Origin of the sequence: Lactococcus garvieae subsp. garvieae (genome assembly GCF_029024465.1) — a bacterium.
In the GTDB taxonomy this organism is placed as follows: domain Bacteria; phylum Bacillota; class Bacilli; order Lactobacillales; family Streptococcaceae; genus Lactococcus; species Lactococcus garvieae.
In genome coordinates, this window is the sequence record NZ_CP118950.1 from 1,311,191 (window position 1) to 1,335,262 (window position 24,072).

The following is a 24,072-nucleotide window of genomic DNA, read 5'->3' on the forward strand; positions in this document are numbered from 1 at the left end:
ATTTGACTTAATACCACTAGACTTTTTTATTTTTTTCTCAAGCCTTTTAAATTTTAACGCTTGATTTCAACCATTTTGTAAACTTCAAATGTATCGTCAACAAGAATGTCGTTGTAGTTTTCTACCATCAAACCACCTTCTTGTGCATTACCAACTTCTTTCACATCATCTTTGTAATGTTTCAAGCTAGCAATAGCTCCATCATGGATAACTACACCATCACGAATAACCCGAACGCTGGCATCACGTTGAACTTTACCGCGGATAACCATAAATCCGGCAATTGTACCAACTTTAGAAACGTTGAATGTTTCACGGACAATTGCTTCACCGATGATTTCTTCTTTGTATTCTGGATCAAGCATACCACGCATGGCTGTTTCGATTTCTTCGATCACTTTATAGATGATGCTGTGAAGGCGAATATCTACATCTTCATGCTCTGCTTGCTCACGTGCAAGTCCTGTTGGACGAACATTGAAACCAATGATAATCGCATTTGAAGCTGCTGCTAATGAAACATCTGATTCACTAATCGCACCAACTGCCGCGTGAACGATATCAACTTTTACACCTTCAACATCAATTTTTTGTAATGAAGCAGCCATAGCTTCAGCTGTACCTTGTACATCAGCCTTGATGATGATGTTAACTGTTTTCACTTGGCCTTCTTTAAGTGTATCAAAGAGGTTATCAAGACTTACACGGCGTGTGTTTTGACGTTTAATCAATTGAGCACGTTTGGCACGTTCTTCACCAGCTGCACGCGCAGATTTTTCATCTTCAAATACCGCGAAATGATCCCCAGCTTGAGGAACATCAGAGAGACCCGTTAATTCGACTGGCGTTGATGGCAATGCTTCTTTGATACGACGGCCCAAGTCATTTGTCATCGTACGTACACGACCGTATGTGTTACCAACAACGATTGGGTCTTGGACATGAAGTGTACCTTGTTGTACCAAGAGTGTTGCAATCGCACCACGTCCTTGGTCAAGACGTGCTTCAACGACTGTACCAATAGCACGGACAGTTGGATCTGCTTTAAGTTCTTGCATTTCAGCAACAAGCAAGACAGTTTCCAAAAGGGCATCGAGATTTTGATTGAACTTAGCTGAGATTTCAACAAATTCAGATTCACCGCCCCAAGCTTGTGACATAACACCATGTTCAGCTAATTCTTGGATCACACGTTGTGGATTTGCGCCTGGCTTATCGATTTTATTGATAGCAACGATGATTGGCACACCAGCAGCTTTTGAGTGATTGATAGCTTCAATCGTTTGTGGCATAACACCATCATCAGCGGCAACAACCAAGATCGTAATATCAGTTACTGAGGCACCACGTGCACGCATGCTTGTGAATGCTTCGTGTCCTGGTGTGTCCAAGAAAGTGATTTTCTTATCACCAGTTTTGATTTGATAAGCCCCAATATGTTGTGTGATACCACCAGCTTCGCCTTCAGTGACACGAGATTCACGGAAACGGTCAAGCAAGGTTGTTTTACCATGGTCAACGTGACCCATGATTGTCACAACGGCTGGACGTTCTACCATGTTTTCTTCGTTAAGGTAACCTTCTTCAACAAAAAGACGTTCAATATCAGATTGGTCTTCTTCCACTTTTTTAACCGGAGTAATGCCATAATCCATAAGTATTAATTCCAAAGTGTCTTCATCAAGAGATTGGTTTTGATTAACCATTGTTCCCATCATGAAGAGTTTTTTGATGATTTCAGCTGGTTCACGTTTGATTGCTTTTGCAATATCTTGAACGTTCATTCCTTCAGCATACTCTACTGATTCTGGTAATTCATGGAATTTACGTGTCGATACTGGTGCAGCAGATTGTTGGTTTTTACCGCCACGGCGCCCTTTTTGATTCCAGTTTGAGTTACGTGCATTACGTACTTGATTACGGTTATCGTTTACACGCAATGGTCCGCCTGGACGACGACCATCTGAAGTTTTGTCGTGTTCACTTTTCTTGCGGTCACGATCACGGCGGTTATTGTTTTTACCAGAAGTAGCAGGTGCTGAGAATACTTCTGTTGATGGTTTGCTCTCAAATTTATTGCCGCCACGATTTTGGTTATCATTATTGCGACGATTGTCATTTTGATTGCGACCTTGCCCACCACGACGATTGTCGTTGTTACGGCGATCATTTTGACGACGCTCTTGACGAGCAGCATCTTTTTTCGCTGCTTCTTTTTTGATATCTTCTGCGCGTTTTACGACTTTGATTTGAATCCTTGGTTTTTTATCCAATGCTTTTTTAGGTTCTTCTTTCACTGGTTTAGTAGTTTTTTCTTCTTGCTTTTTCGCTGCTGGAGCTGGAGCTTCTGATTTCTTCTCTACTTTTGGCGCTGTTTTTTCTTGTTTTACTGTTTTAACTTCTTCCACTTTTGATTCAGCCTTTACTTCAGCTTCAACCTTTGCGGCTTTTTCTGCTTCTTCTTTAGCTTTGATACGTGCCAAGATAGCAGGGTCTTCAACCACTGCTTTTCCTGCAAAGGTCCGTGGTGCTTCATCTTTTTTCTTTGATGTTTTCGCTTTTGGTTGGGCAGTTTTTGTTGGAGCAGCTGTTTTTTCAGTTGCAGTAGTTCCTGATTTCACACGTGCAATGATTTTTTCTGCTTCAGCATCTGTGACTGAACTCGAGTGAGCTTTAACAGCCAAGCCCAATTCTTGTGCTGCTGACACAAGATCAGCATTTTTCAATCCTGTTTCTTTTGCGATTTGATTAATTCGTTTTTTATCAGACAATGTTGTCCTCCTTATTTTTTAGTTAGTCATAAGGCTCTCCATTTTCTTTGCAAATCCATCATCAGCAATGGCTAACACTTTACGGTTAGCACCAATTGCTACTGAAAGTTCATTTACTGAGAACGTTTGTAAGACGCTTACCTCATAGTAACTCGATTTATCGGTGATTTTTTTGATCAAATTCTCTGACGCATCATGGGCAACAAAAACTAAGCTGGCTTTGCCATTTTGAATGGCTTTGACCACAAGTTCTTCCCCTGTGATGACTTTTCCTGCGCGTTTAGCAAGACCGAGTAAATTCAATACTTTTTTTGTATTATCCATATTAGTCTTAGTCCGGTGCCAAGTCTGCCGAATAAGTAGCTTCTGCTAATTCACGGCGTGCCACTTGGTGTTCAACATAACTGATCAGTTCGTCATAAAATTCGTCTGAGATTTTTGTACTGAAAGTACGATCAAAGACATGTCTCTTCTTGGCGAGCTGTGCTTCTTCATTTGATAAGGCAATATAAGCACCGCGGCCATGTGCCTTACCTGTCGGGTCAATGGAGATTTGTCCCTCTTTGTTAAAAGCAATACGTAAAAGATCACGTTTAGCGATTTGCTCACCAGAAACTACTGACTTTCTCATGGGAGTCTTTTTTTGTTTCATAGGCCTATTCTTCAGTTGTTGCTTCTTCTGAAACAGTTTCAGCAACTTCTTCTACAATTTCATCTACTTCTTCAACAAGTGCATCAAGCTCTGCCATTTCCTTTTGGAAATCTTCTTCGGACTTGATATCGATCTTACAGTTTGTAACGTGTGCAGCAAGACGTACGTTTTGTCCACGTTTACCGATAGCCAAGGACAATTGATCTTGAGCAACAACTGCAATCGCTGAACCGTCTTCACGGATTGCCACTTGCTCGATACGCGCTGGTTTAAGTGCATTGGCAATCAAAGTTGCCTTATCGGCATTGTATTCGATGATATCCATCTTTTCACCCGCAAGTTCACGGATAATTCCTTGGATACGTGCACCTTTTGCACCAACCATTGTACCAATAGCATCTACGTTTTCATCATGACTTTCGACAATGACTTTCGCACGATCACCCGCATCACGCGCAACAGATTTGATTTCTACTGTTCCATCGTAAACTTCAGGAATTTCTTTTTCAAACATACGTTTAAGCATATCTGGTGCTGTACGGCTGATGAAGACACGTGTCCCTTTTGGTGTCAAAAGTACGTCAGTGACATAAACTTTCACTTTGTCGCCAACATGATAATTTTCTTGACTGATACGGTCTTTGGCTGTCAAAAGTGCATCCACACGCCCCAAGTTAACATAAACTGCACGTGCATCTACTTTTTCAACGGTTCCCATGATGATTTCATCTTTGTAACGGCTGTATTCATTGTAAATGATTGTGCGTTCTTCTTCACGCATTTTTTGCATGATAACTTGTTTAGCAGCACCCGCTGCTGTACGTGCAAAATCTTTTGGTTTTTCTTCAAACATGATTTTGTCGCCAATTTCATAATGCGGGTTTAATTCTTGGGCATCTTCTAGTGAGATTTCAAGACGGCTATCAAAGACTTCATCCACAATTTCACGTGTTGAGTAAACATTGAAGTTTCCTTTTTTCTCATCGAAAATAACTTTCACATTTTGTGCTTGACCATATTGGCGCTTGTAAGCAGCTGTGATTGCTTGCTCAATTGCTTCGATAACAATCTCTTGTTTAATGCCTTTTTCTTCTTCTAGCATTGTAAAGGCGTTAAGCATTTCCTTGCTCATTTTGTTTTTTCCTCTTTCTTGAGTTTTTTGGAAAATATTTTCTTTTTATTATTTCGGGTGAGAGACTTACTCTCAGAGCATTTAGAATTTCTTACAACTTCACTAAAGTTGTAGCTTTTGAAATCTTATCTGCTGGAATTTCAACTGTTTTCTTACGGGCTTTATCCATATATTCTACAGTTAAGGTGTTGTCCTCAAACTTCACCAAATCTCCAACAAATTCTTTTTCGCCTTCAATTTTTTGATAAAGTTTTACAAGAATGTATTCACCAATGGCACTTTGAAAATGTTCAGCTTTTTTAAGCGGACGTTCTGCACCTGGGCTTGCAACTTCAAGCATATAACCTTCCGTTGGAAATGGGTCTGGTGAAATCGTGTCCAGCAAAGGTGAAAGAATTTCACTTAAATCGGCTGTGTCTTGAATAGTAATGCCATCTGCCTTATCTACCAAGAGTCGCAAAACCATATCTCCGCCAAGTTTTTCCCACTCAACATCAATCAATTCAAACTCTTCTGGCAGGTGAGGCAAGATGAATTCTTCTACTGTTTTTACAAGTGTTTCTGACATCTCTTCTCCTTTCAGAAAACAACACAGAAGGAGCGTCCTCTCGAACGCTCCTTTCTAGTAGTTTTTATTTAAGACTATTATAGCACATTTTTGAGGTTTGTCAAGGGGCATGATTAGGCAGGATGAGCCGCTTCAAATTCCCAACTCATCCATACAATTTCTTTGAAAATTCTTGAAAATCTAGCATTAAAGGGCTATGATAAAAAGAGTGTAATTTATAGGAGATGTTTATGAAAATTTATTTTCAGTTACTTATTATTTTTGGTTTTTCTTTCGTGGGAGATACGCTGTCGAACAGTTTGCATCTTCCTGTTCCCGGGAGTATTTTAGGAATGATTTTTTTATTCCTTGCGCTACAATTTAAAGTGTTAAAATTCACCGATGTGGATGAGGTTGGGAGCTTCTTAATCAATAACATGACGATTTTATTTTTACCTGCTGGTGTGGGAATCATGGCCAAATGGTCTTTGATTTCCGATTTTTGGTGGCAAATAGCCGTGATTGTTCTTCTTGCCCTTATTGTGAATGTCTTTGTTTTAGGTCATTTGGTTCAATTTATCAAAGTCAAATATGAAGGAGATTCCCTTGATCCTGAATTACTAAAAAATAAAAGAGAGGTACACTGATGGATACCATTACTTCTAGCCCGCTGTTTGGTTTAACTCTGACGCTCTTAATATTTATTGTTGGTGTACGCATCAATGAAAATATACGTAAACCTTGGACAAATCCCTTACTTTTTGCAACTCTAGTTATTATTTTGATTTTGGTGGTAGCTAAAATACCTTATGAGAATTATTACAAAGGAGGTGCAATATTAAACGACTTGATTGGTCCTTCAACTGTTGCCTTAGGTATTCCTTTATATAAAACCTTTCAGCTCATGAAACACCATGCACGCTCTATTTTAATCAGTATCGCTGCTGCGGCTCTCATCAACACGGTTATCACGGCCTTATTGTTAAAATTTTTCGGTTTATCAAAATTAGCTTCCCTGTCCCTTTTTCCAAAGTCTGTCACTACTGCGATGGCTATTGGAATCACGGAAAAAATGCAAGGTGTTACAACGATTACGGTTGTCGTGGTCGTGGCTACCGGAATCTTGACCAGCGTTCTCGGCGTGCCATTGATGAAACTTTTTAAAATTAAAGACCCTGTTGCCCAAGGTGTCGTGCTCGGGGGCACTGGACATGCTGTTGGTACAGGAACTGCCATTGAACTAGGAAAAGTTCAAGGTGCAATGGGAGCTTTAGCTATTGGTGTAACCGGGATTATGTATGTTATATTTGCACCTTTAGTGGCTCATATTATTCTTGGTTATTAAAAAAAAGAATCGAACTTTCGATTCTTTTTTATTTTCCAATAACATAATGAAATGTGCTTGCTTCTGATTTTGTGAATGTACGGTAGCTTAGTTTTCCTAATCCCATGACATTAGATTCTGAAATGAGAATAGATCCATCACTTCGAACTTGCTCTACAAATGCAACATGACCATAAGTTTTATCTGCTCCTGCTTGTCCAGGACTAAAACTTAGCGCAGAACCCGCTGTTGGTTTAGTAGTCACTTTATAGCCATTCGCGTTTTGCCAATCTCCACCATTGCCCATATACGGACTGAAATTTATTCCTACTTGTTTTGCTCGGTAATAAGTATACCATGTACATTGTCCCCAAGGATAGTACCCATTTTGAGGATATGTACTTAAATTTGCATGGGGTTGAATTGCAGTATAACCTGCAGGAACAGTTGCACTTGAATCCGCATTATTTGCAGAACCTCCAGAATTTCCATTACCAGAGCCTGCTCCTCCTGTATTTTCTGCTTGATACCAAGCTATTCCCTCATATTTCCAACCGCTGGAAGCCAAAACATTTTTTTCATAGCCATCTGCTGTCACAAAATGGGCACCTAAACCAGCCGCTGCATTGAATAAACGGTATACTGGTTTTAAACCTGTACGTGGTGCATAGAAGGCAACACCTTCTGATTTCCACCCTTTTTGACTTGTTAATACTTTAACTTCATAATTGTCTTTTGTATAAATATGTTCACCAGACCGCGGATTGTAAACACGATTAATCGCTAAAGATCCATTTTCTGCAGTATTATACTGTTTAAAATTTATACCTTCTCTGATCCAGTCAGAGGATAATGTGGGAAGAGTATTATATTCATACTGACTTGCAGTATAAAGATGCTCTTTTGAAACTTTATTATAAAGACGATAGACATTGACTTCTGCGGCTGAGGCAGCACTAGCCGAAAAAGCCCCTGCTAAACCGAGAGTTACAAGAACAACGATAATAAATTCTCTTTTTTTCATGCTTTTTTCCTTTTTACTCAATCGAATGCCTGACTTCTATTCTCAGATTGTTTTTATTTAATAATAAAAACTGTATTTAGTTCATAATTTATTATTTACGTTTACGTGCAATCAAATGAATTGGTGTACCTTCAAAGACAAAGGCTTTACGGATTTGATTTTCTAAGAAGCGCATATAAGAGAAATGCATCAGTTCTTCTTCATTCACGAAGACCACAAATGTTGGTGGTTTAACAGCAACTTGTGTGGCATAGAAAATCTTCAAACGTTTCCCTTTATCTGTCGGAGTCGGATTAATTGCTACCGCATCCATAATAACATCATTCAAGACAGAACTTGAAATACGAAGATTTTGTGAATGGTGAATTTCCTTAATCATATCTGGAAGTTTATGAAGACGTTGACCTGTTTTAGCTGAAACATAAACAATCGGTGCATAATCAAGGAATTTAAATTTCCAACGGATATCGTCTTCGAATTTTTTCATGGTGTAATTGTCTTTTTCAAGTGTATCCCACTTGTTCACCACGAGAAGAATCCCTTTACCTGCATCATGAGCAAAACCAGCAATCCGCATGTCGTATTCACGAATTCCCTCTTCAGCATTGATGACCATAAGGACAATGTCGCTCCGATCAATGGCACGCATGGCACGCATCACAGAATATTTTTCTGTGTTTTCGTAGATTTTCCCAGATTTACGCATCCCTGCTGTATCAATCATGAGGAATTCTTGCCCTTCAGCATCAGTAAAGCTTGTATCAATCGCATCACGTGTGGTACCTGCAACAGGGCTCGCAATGACACGGTCTTCTCCGAGAATGGCATTAATCAAACTTGATTTACCAACATTTGGACGACCAATCAAACTAAATTTGATGACATCTGGATTTTCTTCTTCTGTTTCTGTGGGTAAGTTTTCAATGATTGCATCAAGTACATCCCCTGTACCCAAGCCGTGCACCGCAGATACAGGATAAGGTTCTCCCAGTCCAAGTGAATAGAAGTCAAAAATTTCCATTCGACGTTCTGGGTTATCTACTTTATTGACCACAAGGATTATTGGTTTATCTGTACGGTAGAGGATTTGTGCTACGTGTTCGTCAGCATCGGTAATTCCTGTTTCTCCATCCACAACGGCTACGATAACATCCGCTTCTTCCATCGCAATCTCTGCTTGGGCACGGATCTGTGTCATGAAAGGCTCATCCGAAAGTTCAATCCCCCCAGTATCAATAAGCGAGAATTTTTTGTTCAACCATTCGCCTGTGGCATAAATACGGTCACGTGTTACTCCAGGAATATCTTCGACAATCGAGATACGTTCTCCAGCAATACGGTTAAAAATCGTCGATTTTCCGACATTTGGTCGGCCGACAATGGCTACTGTAGGTAGTGTCATTTATTTTTTTATCCTTTTCTTATCAGTAATATCAGTAATAAGTTTTTTTCTCTTATTCCTCATCTTCTTCTTTTCATCTCAAAGAGAAAAAGTATGCATTGTAATTATAACATTTTACAGGCTATTTTTATAGCTCTGTCTTTTCAGTTTAAAAGTGAGCCCGAAATTCTTGCTCACTTTTTATTATTTTTTTAGTTTTTTAAAGGGAATTTCCTTCACACCGAGAAGATCTAGAGCAAAGTTAAAGATTGGTATTCCCACGATAAGGCCCCATACACCGAAGAAATGTTCCCCTAAGAAAAGAATCACGAAGGTGTAAAACATGGGCAGTTTTGTCTTATGGGCCATCAGATGCGGGTTGAGTACATAAGACTCAAGCGCATGGATTAAAGCTACCATAAGTAACACAAAGATGACATCCCTAATCCCTCCGATAGAATAACCGATGATGGATAATGGAATACAAGAGACAAGTACACCAGCAACGGGAATAAGGCTCAATAGGAAAATCATTACGCCTAAACTCAATAACTCTGGAAAGCCCATGAAGCTTAACGCAATAAGGGTCAAAACGGTATTGACGAGAGCAATAATAAATTGCGTTTCCAAGACAACACCAAATCCTGTAAAGAATTTGCTTGCCAGATAATAGATATCTTCAAAGAACCATGCAAAGTCACTTTCCAAGAAAAGAGCTGAGAATTTATTGGTTTCTTTACGATCAATCGTGAAAAAGAAACTCATTAAAAAGGCAAAAACAACAATGAGTAACCCTTTCCCAAAACTGGTTACATAATCAACCAAGGTCCCTAAACTGCTTTGCAGCTTATCTGCCAAGTTGTATTCTTTGAAAAGATTATATATCGAATCCATCAGCGCACTCTCGCCGTTGCTATTGTTCTGGTAAAACTTACTTACGGCATTGATGAGGTGCGTAAGCTGATTGACCAGTACAGGAATATATTCCGTAATGCCTAAGTAGATTAAAAAAAGAATGACACCATATAAGATAAAACCACTAATTTTTCCCGGCAGTTTAATTTTTCGCTCGATAAAGCTAACAAAACGATAGGCAAGGTAGCTGAAGACGAAAGTCAAAAGCATCAGCGGGAGAATGCTGCGTACAAAATAGAGTACAGCAATGAGAAACGCCAAAACGACCCATCTTCTAAGTTTTTCATTTTTTATAAAATTTTGGTAGTATTCCATTCATTCACATCCTTCAATTTTTATAGATTAAAAAATTGTTTTTTCACATTTTCAAGCTTCTAAATTATATCATGTTTATCATGCAAAAAGATACATCTTAAGATGTATCTTTTGTATTTTATTTCTTTTTGCCTTTTTTCATTTTTTTCTGCGCCCGTTTCATGGCTTGTTTCATGGCAAATTGTGTGGCTTTTCCTTTGAGGCCACCACCGAACATAGCGCTCATATCAGGTGTTCCGGAAGAGGCTCCTCCTCCCATAAGACCTTGCAAGTCTCCTAGAGAGGACATATCTGGCATGCCTCCAGGCATATTTTTCATGTTTGGCATTTTACCGCCAGCGCCGCCCATCATTTGTTGCATCATTGAATTCATGTCACCGTTCATAATGCCTTGCATCATGTCTTTAGACTGGTTGAATTGCTTGATGAACTTATTCACCTCGATAAAACTATTGCCTGATCCAGCAGCAATCCGTCGACGACGTGCAGGTGAAAGTTCGACTTCCAATTGACGTTCTGCTGGTGTCATAGAAAGTACGATGGCACGTTTACGTGCAATGTCTTTCGGATCAACCTTAACATTTTCAATTCCTGGCATTTGTGACATCCCTGGAATCATCTTCATAATGTCTTCCATTGGACCCATGTTTGTCACTTGGTCAAGCTGTTCTACAAAGTCGCTGTAATCAAAACGATTTTCAGCCATCTTTTCAGCCATCTTCATTGATTGCTCTTCGTCAAACTGCGCTTGAGCCTTTTCAATCAAGGTCAACATATCCCCCATACCGAGGATACGAGAGCTCATCCGATCAGGATAGAAAGTTTCCAAATCGGTCAGTTTCTCACCTGTACCAGTAAATTTGATTGGCTTACCTGTAATTTCACGAATAGATAAAGCCGCACCACCGCGGGTATCACCATCAAGTTTAGTAATGATAACACCACTAATGTCTAATTTTTCGTCAAACGTTTTCGCTACTTGCGCCGCAACTTGACCTGTCATGGCATCAACAACCAACAGAATTTCCGTTGGTTGTGCAAGAGCTTTAATCTCTTGCAACTCGTTCATGAGTTTGTCGTCAATTTCGAGACGCCCTGCCGTATCAATCAAGACATAGTCTTTACGCTCTTCACGTGCTTTAGCAAGACCATTTTTAACAATATTTACCGGACTTTCGGCTGTTCCTTCATCATAAACAGGAATGTCGAGTTGTTCACCTAATGTTTTTAATTGGTCAATGGCTGCTGGACGATAAACGTCAGCCGCAATCATCATTGGGCGTGCATTTTGTTCTTCTTTAAGTTTTTTAGCAAGTTTACCCGCAAAGGTTGTTTTACCTGCCCCTTGCAAACCCACCATCATGATGATAGTTGGAATTTTAGGTGATTTGAGTAACTCAGCTTCCCCGCCCCCTAAAATCGCAGTTAATTCTTCGTTAACAATCGAAATAATTTGTTGCGCAGGATTTAGTGCTTCTGAGACTTCTGTCCCAATTGCACGTTCACGGATCGCTTTGATAAACTTTTTCACCACAGGAAGAGCAACGTCGGCTTCGAGAAGGGCCACACGTATTTCTTTCGTGATTTCTGCTACATCTTGTTCTGTAATTTTCTTTTTGCCACGCAAATTTTTAAAGACATTTTGCAAACGTTCAGTTAAATTTTCAAAAGCCATAGTTATATTCCAGTTCTATTATTTTATTCAGATAGTTTTATTATACCATATTCTGTCGAGGCTTAAATCCACCAGAAGTTGGAAAACTTCTAATTTTTTTCGGAAAGTTTTTGGATATCTTCAGGACGTCCAATGACAAAGAGTGAATCCCCAATCATGAGTCGCGTATCTCCTGAGGCGATTTCAACTTTTCCATTGATATGCTTAACATAGCTGATGTTTAAGTCATAGTGAGTAAAATCATCAATTTCAGAAATAACCCGGTTATTCATTTTACGTGAACATACTTTTACTTCTGCAAACTCAATATTCTCAGCAATATCCACGACATTACTGATGTTCTCAAAGATTAAACTTTCGGCAATCTTACGTCCCATTTCTACCTCAGGTAGAACCACACGATCAGCACCAATTTTTTCCAAAAGACGATAATGATTTTTATCTACAGCCTTGGTGATGACTTGAGGCACTCCAGCATCTTTTGCCAGCATAGTCACCAACACAGAAGATTGGATGTCTTCTCCGATGGCTACAACAGCAACATCAAAATCTTGAATACCTATCTCATCCAAGACACGCTCATCTTTTGCATCGGCAATGATGGCATTAGGAACCATATCCTTAAAAAGATTGACACGATCTTCATTCTGGTCAATCACAAGCAAATCTGCTTCCGTTTCAGCAATTGTTTTCGCAACTGCTGAGCCAAAACGTCCCAGACCTATAACAACAAATGATTTCATATTAACCTACCATTACCTTTTCTTCAGGGTATTTATAAAGCGACTCATGACTGTCTTTGGCATTCAGAGAATAAATAATTGTAAAGACACCAACGCGTCCGATAAACATAAGAAGCCCTACAATAATTTTGCCGGGAACATTGAGTCCAGGAGTTACTCCCATACTTAGCCCTACGGTCGATAGAGCAGAAATAACTTCGAACAAGAGCTGATCCACGCGGAATTTTGGATTGGTTAAGAGCAAGGCAAACGTTGCAATAACCATCATAAAGAAATAGAGAAAGACTGACTCATAAGCTTGTTTGACAACACTTTGTGGAATCGTTCTATTTTTAAAACTCGTGTGCTTGTCACGTTTAATGATTGAGCGGACGTTAAGGGCTAAAACACCAATCGTTGTCGTTTTTAAACCGCCAGCTGTAGAGCCAGATGTACCACCGATAATCATCAACATGATTGTCAAAAAGATACTGGCCTGACTGAACAGGGTGTATTCTTGAATAGAAAAACCCGCAGTTCTCTGGGAAATGGATAAGAATAAACTCTGCATGGTAAAAATGGCTGGATTATTACTTACACTTTCAAAATCAGAGATTAAAAAGAGTATCATGCCGCCAAAAATAAGAAAAGTCGTTGTTGTCAGTGCCAGACGTGTGTGTAAGGACAATTTTCTTTGCTTTTTGTAGTTAAGCAAGTCCATCATAACGATAAAACCTAAGCTTCCGCATACAATCATGGAGGCGATGACCATTAAGACATAAGGTGAATGTTCATAAAGCATGAGTGAATTCCCAAACAAATCAAATCCAGCATTACAGTAAGCCGAAATTGCATGAAACACACTGTACCATAAACCTTTAACCAGTCCAAACTTTGGTACAAAAGCAAAGGACAAGAGGACACTTCCACAAAATTGAATGAGAAAAGAAATGATTAATACATTCATAACAACGCGAACGCCTGAGCTCATATCGGATAAGCTGTAAGATTCTTGAATAATCAACCGCGACTTAAGCGACATCTTCTGATTGAGCAATAAAAAGATACTGACAACTAAAGTCATAAATCCTAACCCACCAATTTCAATCAATAGAAGTATGATGACTTGACCAAAAAGCGACCAGTGAGCGCTTGTATCAATGACTGTCAAACCTGTAACACAAGTTGCTGATACAGCTGTAAAGAGCGCATCGATAGGATGAGTAAATTGTCCTGTTTTGGAGGAAATCGGTAAACTCAACAGTGTCCCGCCCACAATGACAAGGGTCAAAAAGGCGATAAAAATAATCTGCAAAGCTGTTAATTTTTTTAAATTTTTCTGCATAAGATGCTTGCTTTACTCTCCTGTAGTTACTGTACTGTGAGAACTTGCCATTATCAAAAAAATATAGCAAAAGACAGGCCTTTACTATATGATAATTTTTCAACGTTCTTGAACAAACACACTCTCCGAAAAGTCTTATTCAGACTTTTCAGTGGCTTTATTTGCTTTCTTTTTGTTGCTCTTGTAGCGACGTGTTAATTCTTGTGGTGCACGAGCTTCCATCACGACAGGAAGAACAACTGGTTTACGACGTGTTTGGTTGTAGAGGAATTTACCAAGAGCATCACGAATCGCGCCCTTAAGTTCTGACCAGTCAAAAGTTGTTCCTGCAAGATATTTTTCAACGGTTTCATTAACCAAATTTCCTGCATCTTTCATCAAATCACGTGATGTTTTGACATAGACAAAGCCACGCGTATGGACACGTGTTTGACTGATGATTTTACGGTCGCTCTTACTGATCGTGATAACAGCAATGAAAATACCGTCTTCTGACAAAACTTTACGGTCACGTAAAACGACTGAGCCAATGTCACCAATACCCGAACCATCAATCATTACGTTTTCTGCTGGCACAGCACCTGCAGGGATCATCTCGTCTTTTTTATTAAACGAAACAGACTCCCCTTTTTTAGCGATGAAAATGTGTTCTGGGAGCATGCCCATTTCCATGGCTAATTCAGCATGTGCACGTAACTCACGGTATTCACCTTGAATAGGGATAAGATTTTTAGGTCGTAAGATATCAATCATAAATTGCAAATCACGCGCATTGGCATGACCTGAAACTTTTAAATCTCCGCCCAACATCTTCATCACACCACCTGCACGATAAACGTCATTTTCAATGCGTGCCACTAATGTTTCATAAGCTACTGAAGGAGTTGTTACAGCAAACGCTACATCTCCTTCTTTAATTTTCACCCATTTGTGGCGTTTGTGCGCCATGTCACCGAGAACTTTTAAAGGTTCACCCATGCGACCTGTTTCAATGATGACAAGTTCATCATCAGCGTATTTACTGATTTCATTTGGTTTAATGATTGCTTTTTTATCTTCAATTTGCAACTTTTTCAAACGCGTTGCTGTTTCAACGATTTGGTCCATATCTTGCCCAGTAAAGACGATATGGCGTCCAAGCTTGATTGATGCATCGACTACTTGTTGGATGCGCCCGAGATTCCCTGCGTTACAAGCAATGATGACACGGCCTTGTGCTTCATCAATTGTATCGAATATTTTTTCGTAGATTTCATGTTCACTTGCAGATTGAGCTGTTGACAAAGCATTTGGTGAGCTTGAAAGTAAAGCAAGGACTTTACTGCTTCCAATTTCAGCGAGGCGTCGCATGTTTGTACGGTAACCAGGAGCAACGGCTGGATCAAAGCGGAAATCTCCTGTATAAACAATGTTCCCAGAGTCCGTTCCAATGACAATCCCCATTGATTCTGGGATTGTATGTGTTGTGGAGAAGAAGGAAATTACAGCTTGACCAAAATCAATTTCTGTTTCTTCGTTGACCACGTGGAAGTCCTTAAATTTCTTGCTACCGTCATAGTTACGCACATTGATCTTTGCAAGTTCAATCGTCAGTTCACTCCCAAATACAGGGACACGTAATTCTGAAACGATATAAGGTAATGCGCCAATCGAATCCGCATGGCCATGTGTCAAGAAAATTCCCGCCACACGATCAGCATTTTCAACCAAATAGTCAATATCCGGAATAACAAAGTCAATCCCTAACATATCACTGTCTGCATATTTCAGTCCTGCATCGAGAACGAAGATTTGTTCGTTCACCTCTGCTAAGTACATATTTTTACCAAATTCGCGTACACCGCCTAAGGGTGTAATTTTTATATCTGCCATTTATTTATTAATTTAAACCTTTCTTATTTCGTAATAAAAGGGATTGGCATTCCAATCCCTACCGAGAATACTTATTATAAGTATAACTCAAAGCAAGCAAAAAATCAATCAAATATGCGTCAATCCCTCATATCATGCGGTTTATCGTCACTTAATATTTTTAAGCTTTCCCGTATATCCTCTGCGTATTTTGCGAAAAATTTTTGATTTTTAATCCGCAAACAACCTCGTCCTATCGCTGATTTTGGAAATCGCTCCTGTAAAGCCACATTACTTCCATAAAAATAGAGCGCAACATAATTTTTTTGAGCAGAAATATTAAGCATTCCAGCTTCTTCATAACCAGGACTTGGGTGAGGATTTGATCCCACAGCGAGGGCTGAAAATGTTCTTCCATTATCAAAATAACGCAAGTCTTCCTCTGGAAACACTGTCCCAACCAATTGCGTAACTTGTCTTAAAAGTTGTGGATCAGGTGACTGTGCAATGTAGTCCTCTATCTCCTCTGCGCTTATGTACATCCCAGCTCCTCGCTTTTCTTTCAATTACAAATAAGTCTTTAAAAAATTTGCTACTGCTTCTCGATATTTTTCTTTATCTATTTCGTAAGACCGCACATGTCGACCGCCTTTTGCAATATATATTTCCTTTGGCCCTTTCGTCGCTTCATAGTTTCGGTAGACCATTTCCATGGGAACAAAAGTATCCTGATCTCCATGAATAAAGAGGAAGGGCTTCGTATTTTTATTTAATTGCGTAATTGACGAGGCTTCCTTCCAATCGTAACCCGCAAAAAGTTTAGACCAAAAAGAAAGGAGGTGAATCAGCGGAAATGGTGGCAAATGATAATCATGCTTTGCTTTATGCGCCAACTCGTTCCAAACCGTATCATAACCACAATCTTCAATAAAACATTTAACATGTTCAGGCAAGTCTTCACCTGAAAGCATCATTGTGGCAGAGGCTCCCATCGAAATACCGAACATTGCGATTTCACTTTCTGGGTTTTTCTCAATAATCTGTTTAATCCAACCTAGATTATCTTTACGGTCTAACCAGCCAAAACCAATGAATTTTCCTGGACTTTTTGCACCTGCACGATAGTCCGGCATGAGAACGTTGTAGCCCAGCTCATGAAAGAGCCAACCAAAAGCACCATATCTGTCTCGAACAGATTTATAGCCATTGGCCAATAAGATCGTCTTATTTGTCGGCTTGGTAGCTGGTAAATACCACGCCTTAAGCGTTAAATTATCGTGTGTCTGTAAACACCACTCTTCTTTTTCAGCTTGCATGAACGCGTACCATTCGGCATACAGAGGATCATTTCTTTGGGGTTGTTGAATCCAAATGCTGCGATTTTTATTTTCAATAAACATGAATAGACCTAAGCTAAACATAAGAACTAAAAAAATGAGAACCAGTACTATTATTAAAAAAGTTAACATGAGCATATTATAACATGACTTGCGTGACAACTTTACTTGTTTTCTTCTTCATAAAAAAAAGAGATTTAAAATCTCCTTTTTCTTCTTATTTATTACCTGGAACATCCGACAATGTCCACGTCAGTTCTCCTTTATATTTTGCAGCATATTGTTGAGTCACAGGTACATCAAGATAGAGTCCTTTTTTCGTTGTGCTCCCCCAATTTTGACTGAGATTAAAGGTTCCACCATTTGTGCCACTTGGCTGACTTTCTACTTGAGCATTACTTGCTGAAAGCGCGGTATTGTTGGTGCCATCAGCACTAAAGAATAAAGTCCCAGCAAGTGAATGACCGCCAGTAATTGGTGTGCCTGTAGCATCAACTTCAACTAACGGCTGAGTTTCTTTAACAAACATTGTCCATCCTGTATTTTTGCTGCTTTGTCTTGTATCTGTAACCACGAGATCTTGAGTATAGGCAGGAAAATCAACCACATTACTATTTTTAACTTTTAGCTGTCCAAAATCCATTGTTGATGGTGCACTGGTGAAATTTAGACTCCCCGTAAATATTGATATAGCAACAGTTTTTGAAATGCTTTTATCTGAGCTCGAAAAATTATAAGTCACATCGACAATGTCATTAGATTGAGCATTCTTCAAGGCCGTAAAGTATGCAGCAGAATCTTCTAAAGCAGCTGAACTCACTGTTCCGTCAGAATGATAAGCTTTCGCTTGCGTATAATAATCAAGTGTTGGTTGATCACTGTTTGCTCCAATCGTATTCGCGATATCCTGCCCTAAAGTTACGGGATATGCATTGATCGCTCTCTGACGATCAGAGGAAATGACTGCATCATCAGAAACCACGACAAGATGTGCTTGCGCTGTTTCATTTGTCGTTGACCATGTAACCGGAATATCAATATAATCTTTACCCTTTAGCCCAGCATTGGCAGTCGCTAAAGTATTTCCATCAAGCTTCAGGCCTGATAAATCTTGCCCTTTTACTTCCATGAAAGATTGAAGTTGGCTTTCAGTAAGCGTCTTTGCCATACTTTCTGAGAGAATAATATTTCCTGCTGTAAGCTTTTGAGTGATCGTTATCGTTGCCTTAGGTGCAATAACGGGAACTGCTGCTGACACCTTATTAACTGCAAGCATACTTGGAAGAGCAACAGACAAAACTGCACCCATTATAAAAAATCGTTTCATTTTTCTCCTCTCCTCCTATGCTGGTCCATCTGCGATGGTATATTTAAAGACACCAGATGGTGTTCCTGTTTGCGTCAATAGTGTGTTTTTTGCTTTAATTTTTATTCCTGAAGTTTGTGGAGCAGTCAATGTATAATTTTGCCCTGCATTCGCCATTGAAATAAAAGAAGGCAAACTTGTATCTGAAGTTACTGAGGCAATAGACACAGCCAAGCCAGTACCCAAAGTTTTGTTATCTGCTGGATTGGCAGGATTGCTCCAATAATAGTCGATATTATCTGCAAAATTATTTTGCATCATGGTTACCGAAAGATTAAAGTTTGGTGCTTGTCCCCGATCATCCCCTACAACCAAGGTTTGTGTCTCATTTCCATTAATTAAATTTGACCATGAGCTATCGGCTGGTGTGCCGTTGCTATCGTTGGGATTTAAAGAGATATTAAAACTTCTTGCCATAGATGATTTAGCTGCATCCATCCAGAAGCCTATCGGCTGATACCAGGATATATATTTGGCAGTTTTCATACCTGTTAAATCTGCACTCGAATAATTATTAGGTACTAAAGCAGAACTAGCGTTAGCACCTAAGCCAGTGATTGTTCCTGTGTTTTGCCTGTACCAGATATCTCCCGTGCTCAGATTATTTTGGTTAGGTGTAACCAAATCTGGGAGATTTGCATCAAATACGGCTGCTGTTGTTGAAGTATGAGTCCTTAATCCATTTCCTGCTATCGTTATAGGAAAATTGTTACTTGAATTCACAGTGGGATCGAAAACTGACCCTCCTAGAGTATTTAGGGTCACTACTTTAGGATCATCTAATGTTATACCACTTCCCGCTCCCGGATTTCCATACACTAGGCTACCAGAAGTTTTTAAATTATTTAAAAGTAAAGTTGCATTTTGTCCAACATTCCATTTGACAACGCCTGTTCCTGTAAAGCCATTAACATTAATCCGTCCGCCACCAGTTGTTACGGCCAATCTCCCATTATTGCCGATATTTACTGTCCATGAATTATTGGCAACAGCAAAGAACCATCCACCACTGTACCTTGCAGCTGTAGCAGCTGTACCTTTTATATCAAAAGCAGCGTTGTTACCAATGTCCCACACCATCGGGCCACTATTCCCATCATCATAATACATACAATAAGTGTCATTTAAATTCCAAACAAGTTGGGCACTGTCATCTACTTTCATGGTATGCGAGTTATTATAATATGTATAATAAGGTTGATCATAGCCCCAGTTTTGGTTTAGCGTTGTTGTTCCCGTGACAACTTCAACCCATTTTCCACCTTGAATCCATTCCCCTTGATTATCAGCCCCAGTTAGTCCTACTGAAGTCATATTATTTTCTTGTTGAATATTAAAAGTGTTTGTTCCATAGAACAGTATTTTACCATTGTCATTTCGGATAGGTTGAGCACCAGCACGTGGCGCTCCATTTGTCACTGTCACGTCTTCATAAACAAATGTTGGAGCGGATCCTCCTGTACCGGCTGATTGAAATATCCCGCCGGTAATATTGTTTGTTATACTGGCATTTTTAACTGCTAAGGTTGTAGAGTTACTTACACCAGCATTAGGTACACGAAACGGCCCACGAATAGTTCCGCCACCAGCCCCCGATCCTGACCCCGCTGTCGTGTAGTTCGTATCCGTATCTAAATAGAGCATATGTCCATTACCATTAATAGACAAACTTTTTCCTTCAACAATTGAAACTCCACTATTTGTATTGGTTGTACTTGAGTAACCACTCCCTCCAATACTTGTATTACCTGCTACATCCCCAACAACATCAAAATAAATCGTATGATTAGACGCCGCAGTTGGAGTGACCGATTGATAGGTATCCAACATGTCTTTCCAACTGTTCGTACTGTAATATGTCGCGCCTGCAGTTCCTGTAACTGCACCAGAAGTATCTACATTGCCCGTCAATACTGCTGCATCAGCCTTTTCTCCTACTACTGTTAAGGTCAAAATCGTACCCGCTATCAAGAGTGGAGTGATATATTTTTTATTTATTTTCATAAAATTATTTCCTTATAAACCTTGTACAAGTGTATTCGTAAGCGTAGCTTGGTAAGCGCCGGGTGTTATGGTTTGAGTTGTATCCAACTGAATTTCAGCAGTTGCAGCTCCACTGCTTTGGTTTCCTTGAGCATTTGTTTGCCCTGTCAAAACTCGCCCTGCTTGTCCCAAAATGTTGACCGCATTACTCCCTTTTATCGTACCCGAAGCATTGTCAGCAACAGTAATTTTGAAGTATTTTAAGGGTAACGTTGTTACTTTACCATTAATAGTTCCTGTGAAATCACTAATTTTCTGTTGTAAATTATATCCGTTAGCATTTCCAGTGATATTCACTATACTATAAGGAACTGTACCTCCTGTCGTTACAGAGCCTTTTGTAGAAGCTTCCGTATTTGCAAAGTTAAAGTCTGGAGCTTGTGTAAGGTAGAGGTTATCAGTTGTAGGTGCAGTAACACTGATATAAGTATTTGCGCTGCCATTATCCTTATCTATCTCTGTATCTGCCTGGGTACTCTGTTGTTGCCAAACCGTACCAGTCATCAAGGAAATTAGGATGAGGCGTCTCATTTTCCCTTTCATTTTTTTACCTTTCTTTTCTTTGTTCCGTAAATTATTATTCCTGCTCCACCTATCGCTAAAGCAGCTAAACCAAGCAATATTAATTGAAAGCTTTTATTTTTTTGAGGTTTAAGCGCTGATGTCACTTGGACCTTTCCTTTATCATCAACTTTAAGGAGATAGGTCTCCTTTAAAGTTTTATCTTCTTTGGTCGCCGTGATACTCAGCTCATACTCCTTCCCTTTTTGTAATTCTTTTTTTACATTTAGGAGCAAGTCAATTTTGGCATAGGGAACAATTGTTCCTGAGCTATAATCTAAACTTGAGTACAGTGTGCCTTTTTGATCTTTTATTGTTGCTTGTAGTTTTGTTTTTTCTTGCAGAGTGTCTTTATAATTTTGAAGCCGAATAGACTGTTCATCCGTTTTCAAATCACCTGCAGACAAAGAAACTGAAAAAGAGTCGTCTTGCCTACCGGACTGAAGAATCAGCGCAAAAGCTGAGCTGTAAATATTCACTAAGCTTTGCCCTTTCTCTTCTTCTGTGGCCCGACGCGTAACATTGATTCCCCCTATCGAAATATTGTTCTTCCAAGAAGCAGGAATCTTAATCTTGATCGGTATTTTCTTGGATTCACCTGCTTGTAAAACGATGGTTTTACTGCCCGGGTTCTTACTGTCACCAATGAAGACATTATTATAAAAATCGAAAAGTTTCGTACTGGAAAGATACTTATGGGCTTCCTCTTTTTTTAAACTGTAGTCTATCACAAAATTCGGATTGGTAACGGCTTGATTTGAAGTAATGTCAAAAGTATTCTTCTGCTTGCCATTGTTTATCTGAATCTCTAAATTGATTTCTTCGCCAGGTTTAACATCAAGCCACCAGTAGCCTGTTTTATTATTTGTCTGGTGTTTTTCAAGTATCGGGCGTGCAGAAAAATCTGCACCACCAATATCTTGAGCAAGGACATTTTTTCCACTCGTTATCACGCACAGAAATGTTACAAAAAATAAAAGTGAATGTGTGATGATCTTTTTTTGCATTTATTTCACCTCTCTTCTTACATCTCCGCTAGTATATCAAGAATCAAAAACGGCCGATAATTTTTAGTTTTTATTTTCTTTTTCATTTAATTTTTGCTCAAGCTCAGCAATGCGAGCTGCTTTTTCGTCTTCTTCTTTCTTACGACGTTTCCAAAGGATAAAGAAGAGAATAAAGATCAAAAGTAAGAGAATCAGGGCAAGGATTAACCATTTTATCCAAGAATTGTCTTCTTTTATGGTCACATCTTTTTTATTAAGCTCACGCGCTCTGTCCGCTGCGATTTCAAAATCTTTTGTAAAGGTCCATTCATATCTATATCTTGTTTCATTTCCTTTATCGTCTTTAACAAGATATTTTCCATTTTCGTCTTTTTGACCATGGACCAGCATTTTAATTTGATATTTGCCTGCTTGTAATTTCTCACCTTCCAGAGAGATAGGATAGTCAAAGTTAGAATTTGGCGCCATTTGCATCATTTCTTTACTTGATTTATACTCAATCTTCGGATTATCCAATCCCTTAACTGTTGCGGATAACTGCATTTGATTGAGGTAGCCCATTGTCGGGTTTTGCAAGTTAGCATTGATGACATTGCGATAGTTGACTTGATCCGGAGAAACTTTTGTCAGCTTCAAATCTGGCTTTACTTTATCTTGCGATTGACTCATTAAAAGTGCAACCACATAAGCATATTCATTTTGAATACTGATTCCCTTAGTGTCTGTTGTTTTTTCCTCACTCGACTTTTCCTTATATGTCAATCCGCCAGCCATATAGCCTTTAAAAGCTGAATTGGGCATTTTCGCATTGATTTTTACGGTCTTTGTCGTTTTGGGAGCGAGGACAATTTCTTTATCAAGCTTGACATAGTCCTTCATATTATACTTTAATGAAGCATCAGGCTTGATTTTATTGGGCGAATATTCTACGACCCCGTTTAGGTTGGTCGTTGCACTTGCTAACCCTTGCTCAACAGTAACTGTTTTGTCCGTTGAGTTGCTCAGTTCTACAGTAAGTGTCTGTTCTTGCCCTGGTGTCATAAGAAGATCAAAATAAGATGCCTTGCTTGCTTGATTTTCCGGAAGAATTGCTTTTACACTAAAGTTAAACTGGTTGGCAAAAGCCGGTTTTCCAAAGGCAACTACCCCTGTCAGTGCAACTGTAAGAGCGACCCATTTTTTTAAGTTTTTCATTTTTGTATAACCTCGACTATGATATTTTGAAGATGAATAATAATTGTATAAATAATGCCTTATTTCCCTCTCTTGCGAGAGGGAAATATCGTTCTTTGAAAAATTTATAATACTGTGAGTTTCGCTTTTACTTGATAAGTATCTTCCCTTTGTGCTTTCACATAAAAGCTAAAAAACTTAGTTTGCTGGAGTATCTGTCAATGTCCATGTCAGAGTTGATTGATAAGTATCAGCTAATTTTGTTGTTTTACCTGGAACCGCCAATGAAACAGAAGATGCTTTAGTTGTATCATCTCCCCAAACCAGCAAGTTTGTACCTGCCCCTTTACCGGCAGTCGCGCCAAGGATTGTTCCTGATGAAGTACCAGGTGTTAAGGTTACAGAAGCTACAGATTGGTCTGCTGCTGCATCTGAAGCTGAAACTATATGACCATTTTCAAGTTTCAAAGTAGCACCACTCAACACAGAACCTGTACCTGTTTTACCGTTTGTAAATTCTGAGGCTTGAAGTGAAAGGGACCAACCAGCAAGTGTTCCGCGATTATCTGTAACTTGGACCCAGTTTGGACGTGTTGTTTTGTCCGTAAGTGTTGTTGCTGCTGCAAAATATGTTTTATCCGCAGAAGTGATTTCTTGCGTACCAAAATTAAAATTCGACGCATAATCAATGGACAGTGGTCCATCAGTTCCTGGATTTTTTGGACCTTCAGGATCAACTGTGGTTCCTGGGTCACCTGGATCAACGGGATCAGTTGGCCCACTTGCTGGAGTATAAGTAATTGTACTGTCAGAGTTATACACTCCGCCATCAGCCGCAAAGACTGTTGATGCTCCAGTAGATGAAGCAATTAAAGCAAGTGCTGTGAGAGAAATAATTTTTTTCGTTTTCATTTTTCTTTTCCTTATTCTT

General features: G+C 39.3%; 22 protein-coding genes. 2 read left to right on the forward strand and 20 right to left on the reverse strand.

Annotation, left to right across the window (positions count from 1 at the left end; genetic code table 11):
• Positions 1-53: 53 nt before the first annotated feature.
• From infB to rimP, 5 genes are all read right to left on the reverse strand, one after another.
• The gene (gene infB / locus PYW30_RS06490; protein ID WP_042219270.1) at positions 54-2,771 is read right to left on the reverse strand and encodes a translation initiation factor IF-2; all 2,718 of its coding nucleotides are present in this window, start codon (positions 2,769-2,771) and stop codon (positions 54-56) included.
• An 18-nt stretch (positions 2,772-2,789) separates the two neighbouring features.
• Positions 2,790-3,095 carry a YlxQ-related RNA-binding protein gene (locus PYW30_RS06495; protein WP_014024536.1) on the reverse strand — a complete coding sequence of 102 codons (306 nt, stop codon included), beginning with the start codon at positions 3,093-3,095 and terminating at the stop codon, positions 2,790-2,792.
• 7 nt (positions 3,096-3,102) lie between these two features.
• Positions 3,103-3,423, reverse strand: a complete 321-nt coding sequence (gene rnpM, locus PYW30_RS06500) for an RNase P modulator RnpM (protein WP_004256176.1) — start codon at positions 3,421-3,423, stop codon at positions 3,103-3,105.
• 4 nt (positions 3,424-3,427) lie between these two features.
• Positions 3,428-4,555 (reverse strand): transcription termination factor NusA, encoded by a 1,128-nt coding sequence (gene nusA, locus PYW30_RS06505; RefSeq protein ID WP_004256172.1) that lies wholly within the window; start codon positions 4,553-4,555, stop codon positions 3,428-3,430.
• Positions 4,556-4,646: 91 nt separating this feature from the next.
• The gene (rimP, locus tag PYW30_RS06510; RefSeq protein ID WP_014024534.1) at positions 4,647-5,123 is read right to left on the reverse strand and encodes a ribosome maturation factor RimP; all 477 of its coding nucleotides are present in this window, start codon (positions 5,121-5,123) and stop codon (positions 4,647-4,649) included.
• Between the two features lie 230 nt (positions 5,124-5,353).
• Here rimP and PYW30_RS06515 point away from each other — a divergent pair, with 230 nt between their 5' ends.
• Positions 5,354-5,749 (forward strand): CidA/LrgA family protein, encoded by a 396-nt coding sequence (locus PYW30_RS06515; protein ID WP_042219266.1) that lies wholly within the window; start codon positions 5,354-5,356, stop codon positions 5,747-5,749.
• On the forward strand, positions 5,749-6,447 hold the full coding sequence (locus PYW30_RS06520) for an LrgB family protein (protein WP_042219265.1): 699 nt from the start codon (positions 5,749-5,751) through the stop codon (positions 6,445-6,447). Before PYW30_RS06515 ends, PYW30_RS06520 begins: the two co-directional genes overlap by 1 nt.
• A gap of 28 nt (positions 6,448-6,475) precedes the next feature.
• Here PYW30_RS06520 and PYW30_RS06525 read toward each other — a convergent pair whose 3' ends face one another.
• The 15 genes from PYW30_RS06525 to PYW30_RS06595 all read right to left on the reverse strand — a co-directional run bounded on the left by PYW30_RS06525 (position 6,476) and on the right by PYW30_RS06595 (position 24,053).
• Positions 6,476-7,450: a CHAP domain-containing protein gene (locus PYW30_RS06525; RefSeq protein WP_042219263.1), complete on the reverse strand. Its 975-nt coding sequence runs from the start codon at positions 7,448-7,450 to the stop codon at positions 6,476-6,478.
• 91 nt (positions 7,451-7,541) lie between these two features.
• A complete protein-coding gene (gene der / locus PYW30_RS06530) occupies positions 7,542-8,852 on the reverse strand; it encodes a ribosome biogenesis GTPase Der (protein WP_014024530.1) in 1,311 nt (436 codons plus the stop codon).
• 183 nt (positions 8,853-9,035) lie between these two features.
• Positions 9,036-10,061, reverse strand: coding sequence for an AI-2E family transporter (locus tag PYW30_RS06535; protein ID WP_014024529.1), 1,026 nt, complete (start codon positions 10,059-10,061; stop codon positions 9,036-9,038).
• 118 nt (positions 10,062-10,179) lie between these two features.
• The gene (gene ffh / locus PYW30_RS06540; protein WP_017370696.1) at positions 10,180-11,736 is read right to left on the reverse strand and encodes a signal recognition particle protein; all 1,557 of its coding nucleotides are present in this window, start codon (positions 11,734-11,736) and stop codon (positions 10,180-10,182) included.
• 89 nt (positions 11,737-11,825) lie between these two features.
• Positions 11,826-12,479 carry a potassium channel family protein gene (locus PYW30_RS06545; protein WP_042219260.1) on the reverse strand — a complete coding sequence of 218 codons (654 nt, stop codon included), beginning with the start codon at positions 12,477-12,479 and terminating at the stop codon, positions 11,826-11,828.
• Position 12,480: 1 nt separating this feature from the next.
• Positions 12,481-13,803, reverse strand: a complete 1,323-nt coding sequence (locus PYW30_RS06550) for a TrkH family potassium uptake protein (protein WP_023889574.1) — start codon at positions 13,801-13,803, stop codon at positions 12,481-12,483.
• A 135-nt stretch (positions 13,804-13,938) separates the two neighbouring features.
• A complete protein-coding gene (locus PYW30_RS06555; protein WP_017370693.1) occupies positions 13,939-15,675 on the reverse strand; it encodes a ribonuclease J in 1,737 nt (578 codons plus the stop codon).
• 119 nt (positions 15,676-15,794) lie between these two features.
• Positions 15,795-16,196 (reverse strand): hypothetical protein, encoded by a 402-nt coding sequence (locus PYW30_RS06560; protein WP_042219258.1) that lies wholly within the window; start codon positions 16,194-16,196, stop codon positions 15,795-15,797.
• 24 nt (positions 16,197-16,220) lie between these two features.
• On the reverse strand, positions 16,221-17,054 hold the full coding sequence (locus PYW30_RS06565; protein ID WP_232254474.1) for an alpha/beta hydrolase: 834 nt from the start codon (positions 17,052-17,054) through the stop codon (positions 16,221-16,223).
• A 154-nt stretch (positions 17,055-17,208) separates the two neighbouring features.
• Positions 17,209-18,300, reverse strand: a complete 1,092-nt coding sequence (locus PYW30_RS06570) for a WxL domain-containing protein (RefSeq protein ID WP_042219256.1) — start codon at positions 18,298-18,300, stop codon at positions 17,209-17,211.
• Positions 18,301-18,333: 33 nt separating this feature from the next.
• The gene (locus PYW30_RS06575) at positions 18,334-20,361 is read right to left on the reverse strand and encodes a hypothetical protein (protein WP_042219254.1); all 2,028 of its coding nucleotides are present in this window, start codon (positions 20,359-20,361) and stop codon (positions 18,334-18,336) included.
• A 12-nt stretch (positions 20,362-20,373) separates the two neighbouring features.
• On the reverse strand, positions 20,374-20,943 hold the full coding sequence (locus tag PYW30_RS06580) for a hypothetical protein (RefSeq protein WP_042219252.1): 570 nt from the start codon (positions 20,941-20,943) through the stop codon (positions 20,374-20,376).
• Entirely contained in the window at positions 20,940-21,968 is a 1,029-nt protein-coding gene (locus tag PYW30_RS06585; protein WP_042219250.1) for a WxL protein peptidoglycan domain-containing protein, read from the reverse strand. The genes PYW30_RS06580 and PYW30_RS06585 overlap by 4 nt, the downstream gene beginning before the upstream one ends.
• Positions 21,969-22,031: 63 nt before the next feature.
• A complete protein-coding gene (locus PYW30_RS06590) occupies positions 22,032-23,162 on the reverse strand; it encodes a WxLIP family cell surface protein (protein WP_042219248.1) in 1,131 nt (376 codons plus the stop codon).
• A 177-nt stretch (positions 23,163-23,339) separates the two neighbouring features.
• Positions 23,340-24,053 carry a WxL domain-containing protein gene (locus tag PYW30_RS06595; protein WP_023889582.1) on the reverse strand — a complete coding sequence of 238 codons (714 nt, stop codon included), beginning with the start codon at positions 24,051-24,053 and terminating at the stop codon, positions 23,340-23,342.
• Between the last annotated feature and the right edge of the window lie 19 nt (positions 24,054-24,072).

Excerpts from the sequence above, each read along its gene's own strand:
- PYW30_RS06520 (WP_042219265.1), top strand. The coding sequence starts at position 5,749 with ATGGATACCATTACTTCTAGCCCGCTGTTTGGTTTAACTCTGACGCTC.
- PYW30_RS06545 (WP_042219260.1), bottom strand. The coding sequence starts at position 12,479 with ATGAAATCATTTGTTGTTATAGGTCTGGGACGTTTTGGCTCAGCAGTT.
- PYW30_RS06585 (WP_042219250.1), bottom strand. The coding sequence starts at position 21,968 with ATGCAAAAAAAGATCATCACACATTCACTTTTATTTTTTGTAACATTT.
- PYW30_RS06580 (WP_042219252.1), bottom strand. The coding sequence starts at position 20,943 with ATGAAAGGGAAAATGAGACGCCTCATCCTAATTTCCTTGATGACTGGT.
- PYW30_RS06515 (WP_042219266.1), top strand. The coding sequence starts at position 5,354 with ATGAAAATTTATTTTCAGTTACTTATTATTTTTGGTTTTTCTTTCGTG.
- PYW30_RS06565 (WP_232254474.1), bottom strand. The coding sequence starts at position 17,054 with ATGTTTATTGAAAATAAAAATCGCAGCATTTGGATTCAACAACCCCAA.
- der (WP_014024530.1), bottom strand. The coding sequence starts at position 8,852 with ATGACACTACCTACAGTAGCCATTGTCGGCCGACCAAATGTCGGAAAA.
- PYW30_RS06535 (WP_014024529.1), bottom strand. The coding sequence starts at position 10,061 with ATGGAATACTACCAAAATTTTATAAAAAATGAAAAACTTAGAAGATGG.
- PYW30_RS06550 (WP_023889574.1), bottom strand. The coding sequence starts at position 13,803 with ATGCAGAAAAATTTAAAAAAATTAACAGCTTTGCAGATTATTTTTATC.
- PYW30_RS06495 (WP_014024536.1), bottom strand. The coding sequence starts at position 3,095 with ATGGATAATACAAAAAAAGTATTGAATTTACTCGGTCTTGCTAAACGC.
- nusA (WP_004256172.1), bottom strand. The coding sequence starts at position 4,555 with ATGAGCAAGGAAATGCTTAACGCCTTTACAATGCTAGAAGAAGAAAAA.
- rnpM (WP_004256176.1), bottom strand. The coding sequence starts at position 3,423 with ATGAAACAAAAAAAGACTCCCATGAGAAAGTCAGTAGTTTCTGGTGAG.
- rimP (WP_014024534.1), bottom strand. The coding sequence starts at position 5,123 with ATGTCAGAAACACTTGTAAAAACAGTAGAAGAATTCATCTTGCCTCAC.
- PYW30_RS06570 (WP_042219256.1), bottom strand. The coding sequence starts at position 18,300 with ATGGGTGCAGTTTTGTCTGTTGCTCTTCCAAGTATGCTTGCAGTTAAT.
- PYW30_RS06590 (WP_042219248.1), bottom strand. The coding sequence starts at position 23,162 with ATGAAAAACTTAAAAAAATGGGTCGCTCTTACAGTTGCACTGACAGGG.
- ffh (WP_017370696.1), bottom strand. The coding sequence starts at position 11,736 with ATGGCTTTTGAAAATTTAACTGAACGTTTGCAAAATGTCTTTAAAAAT.
- PYW30_RS06525 (WP_042219263.1), bottom strand. The coding sequence starts at position 7,450 with ATGAAAAAAAGAGAATTTATTATCGTTGTTCTTGTAACTCTCGGTTTA.
- PYW30_RS06560 (WP_042219258.1), bottom strand. The coding sequence starts at position 16,196 with ATGTACATAAGCGCAGAGGAGATAGAGGACTACATTGCACAGTCACCT.
- PYW30_RS06555 (WP_017370693.1), bottom strand. The coding sequence starts at position 15,675 with ATGGCAGATATAAAAATTACACCCTTAGGCGGTGTACGCGAATTTGGT.
- PYW30_RS06575 (WP_042219254.1), bottom strand. The coding sequence starts at position 20,361 with ATGAAAATAAATAAAAAATATATCACTCCACTCTTGATAGCGGGTACG.
- PYW30_RS06595 (WP_023889582.1), bottom strand. The coding sequence starts at position 24,053 with ATGAAAACGAAAAAAATTATTTCTCTCACAGCACTTGCTTTAATTGCT.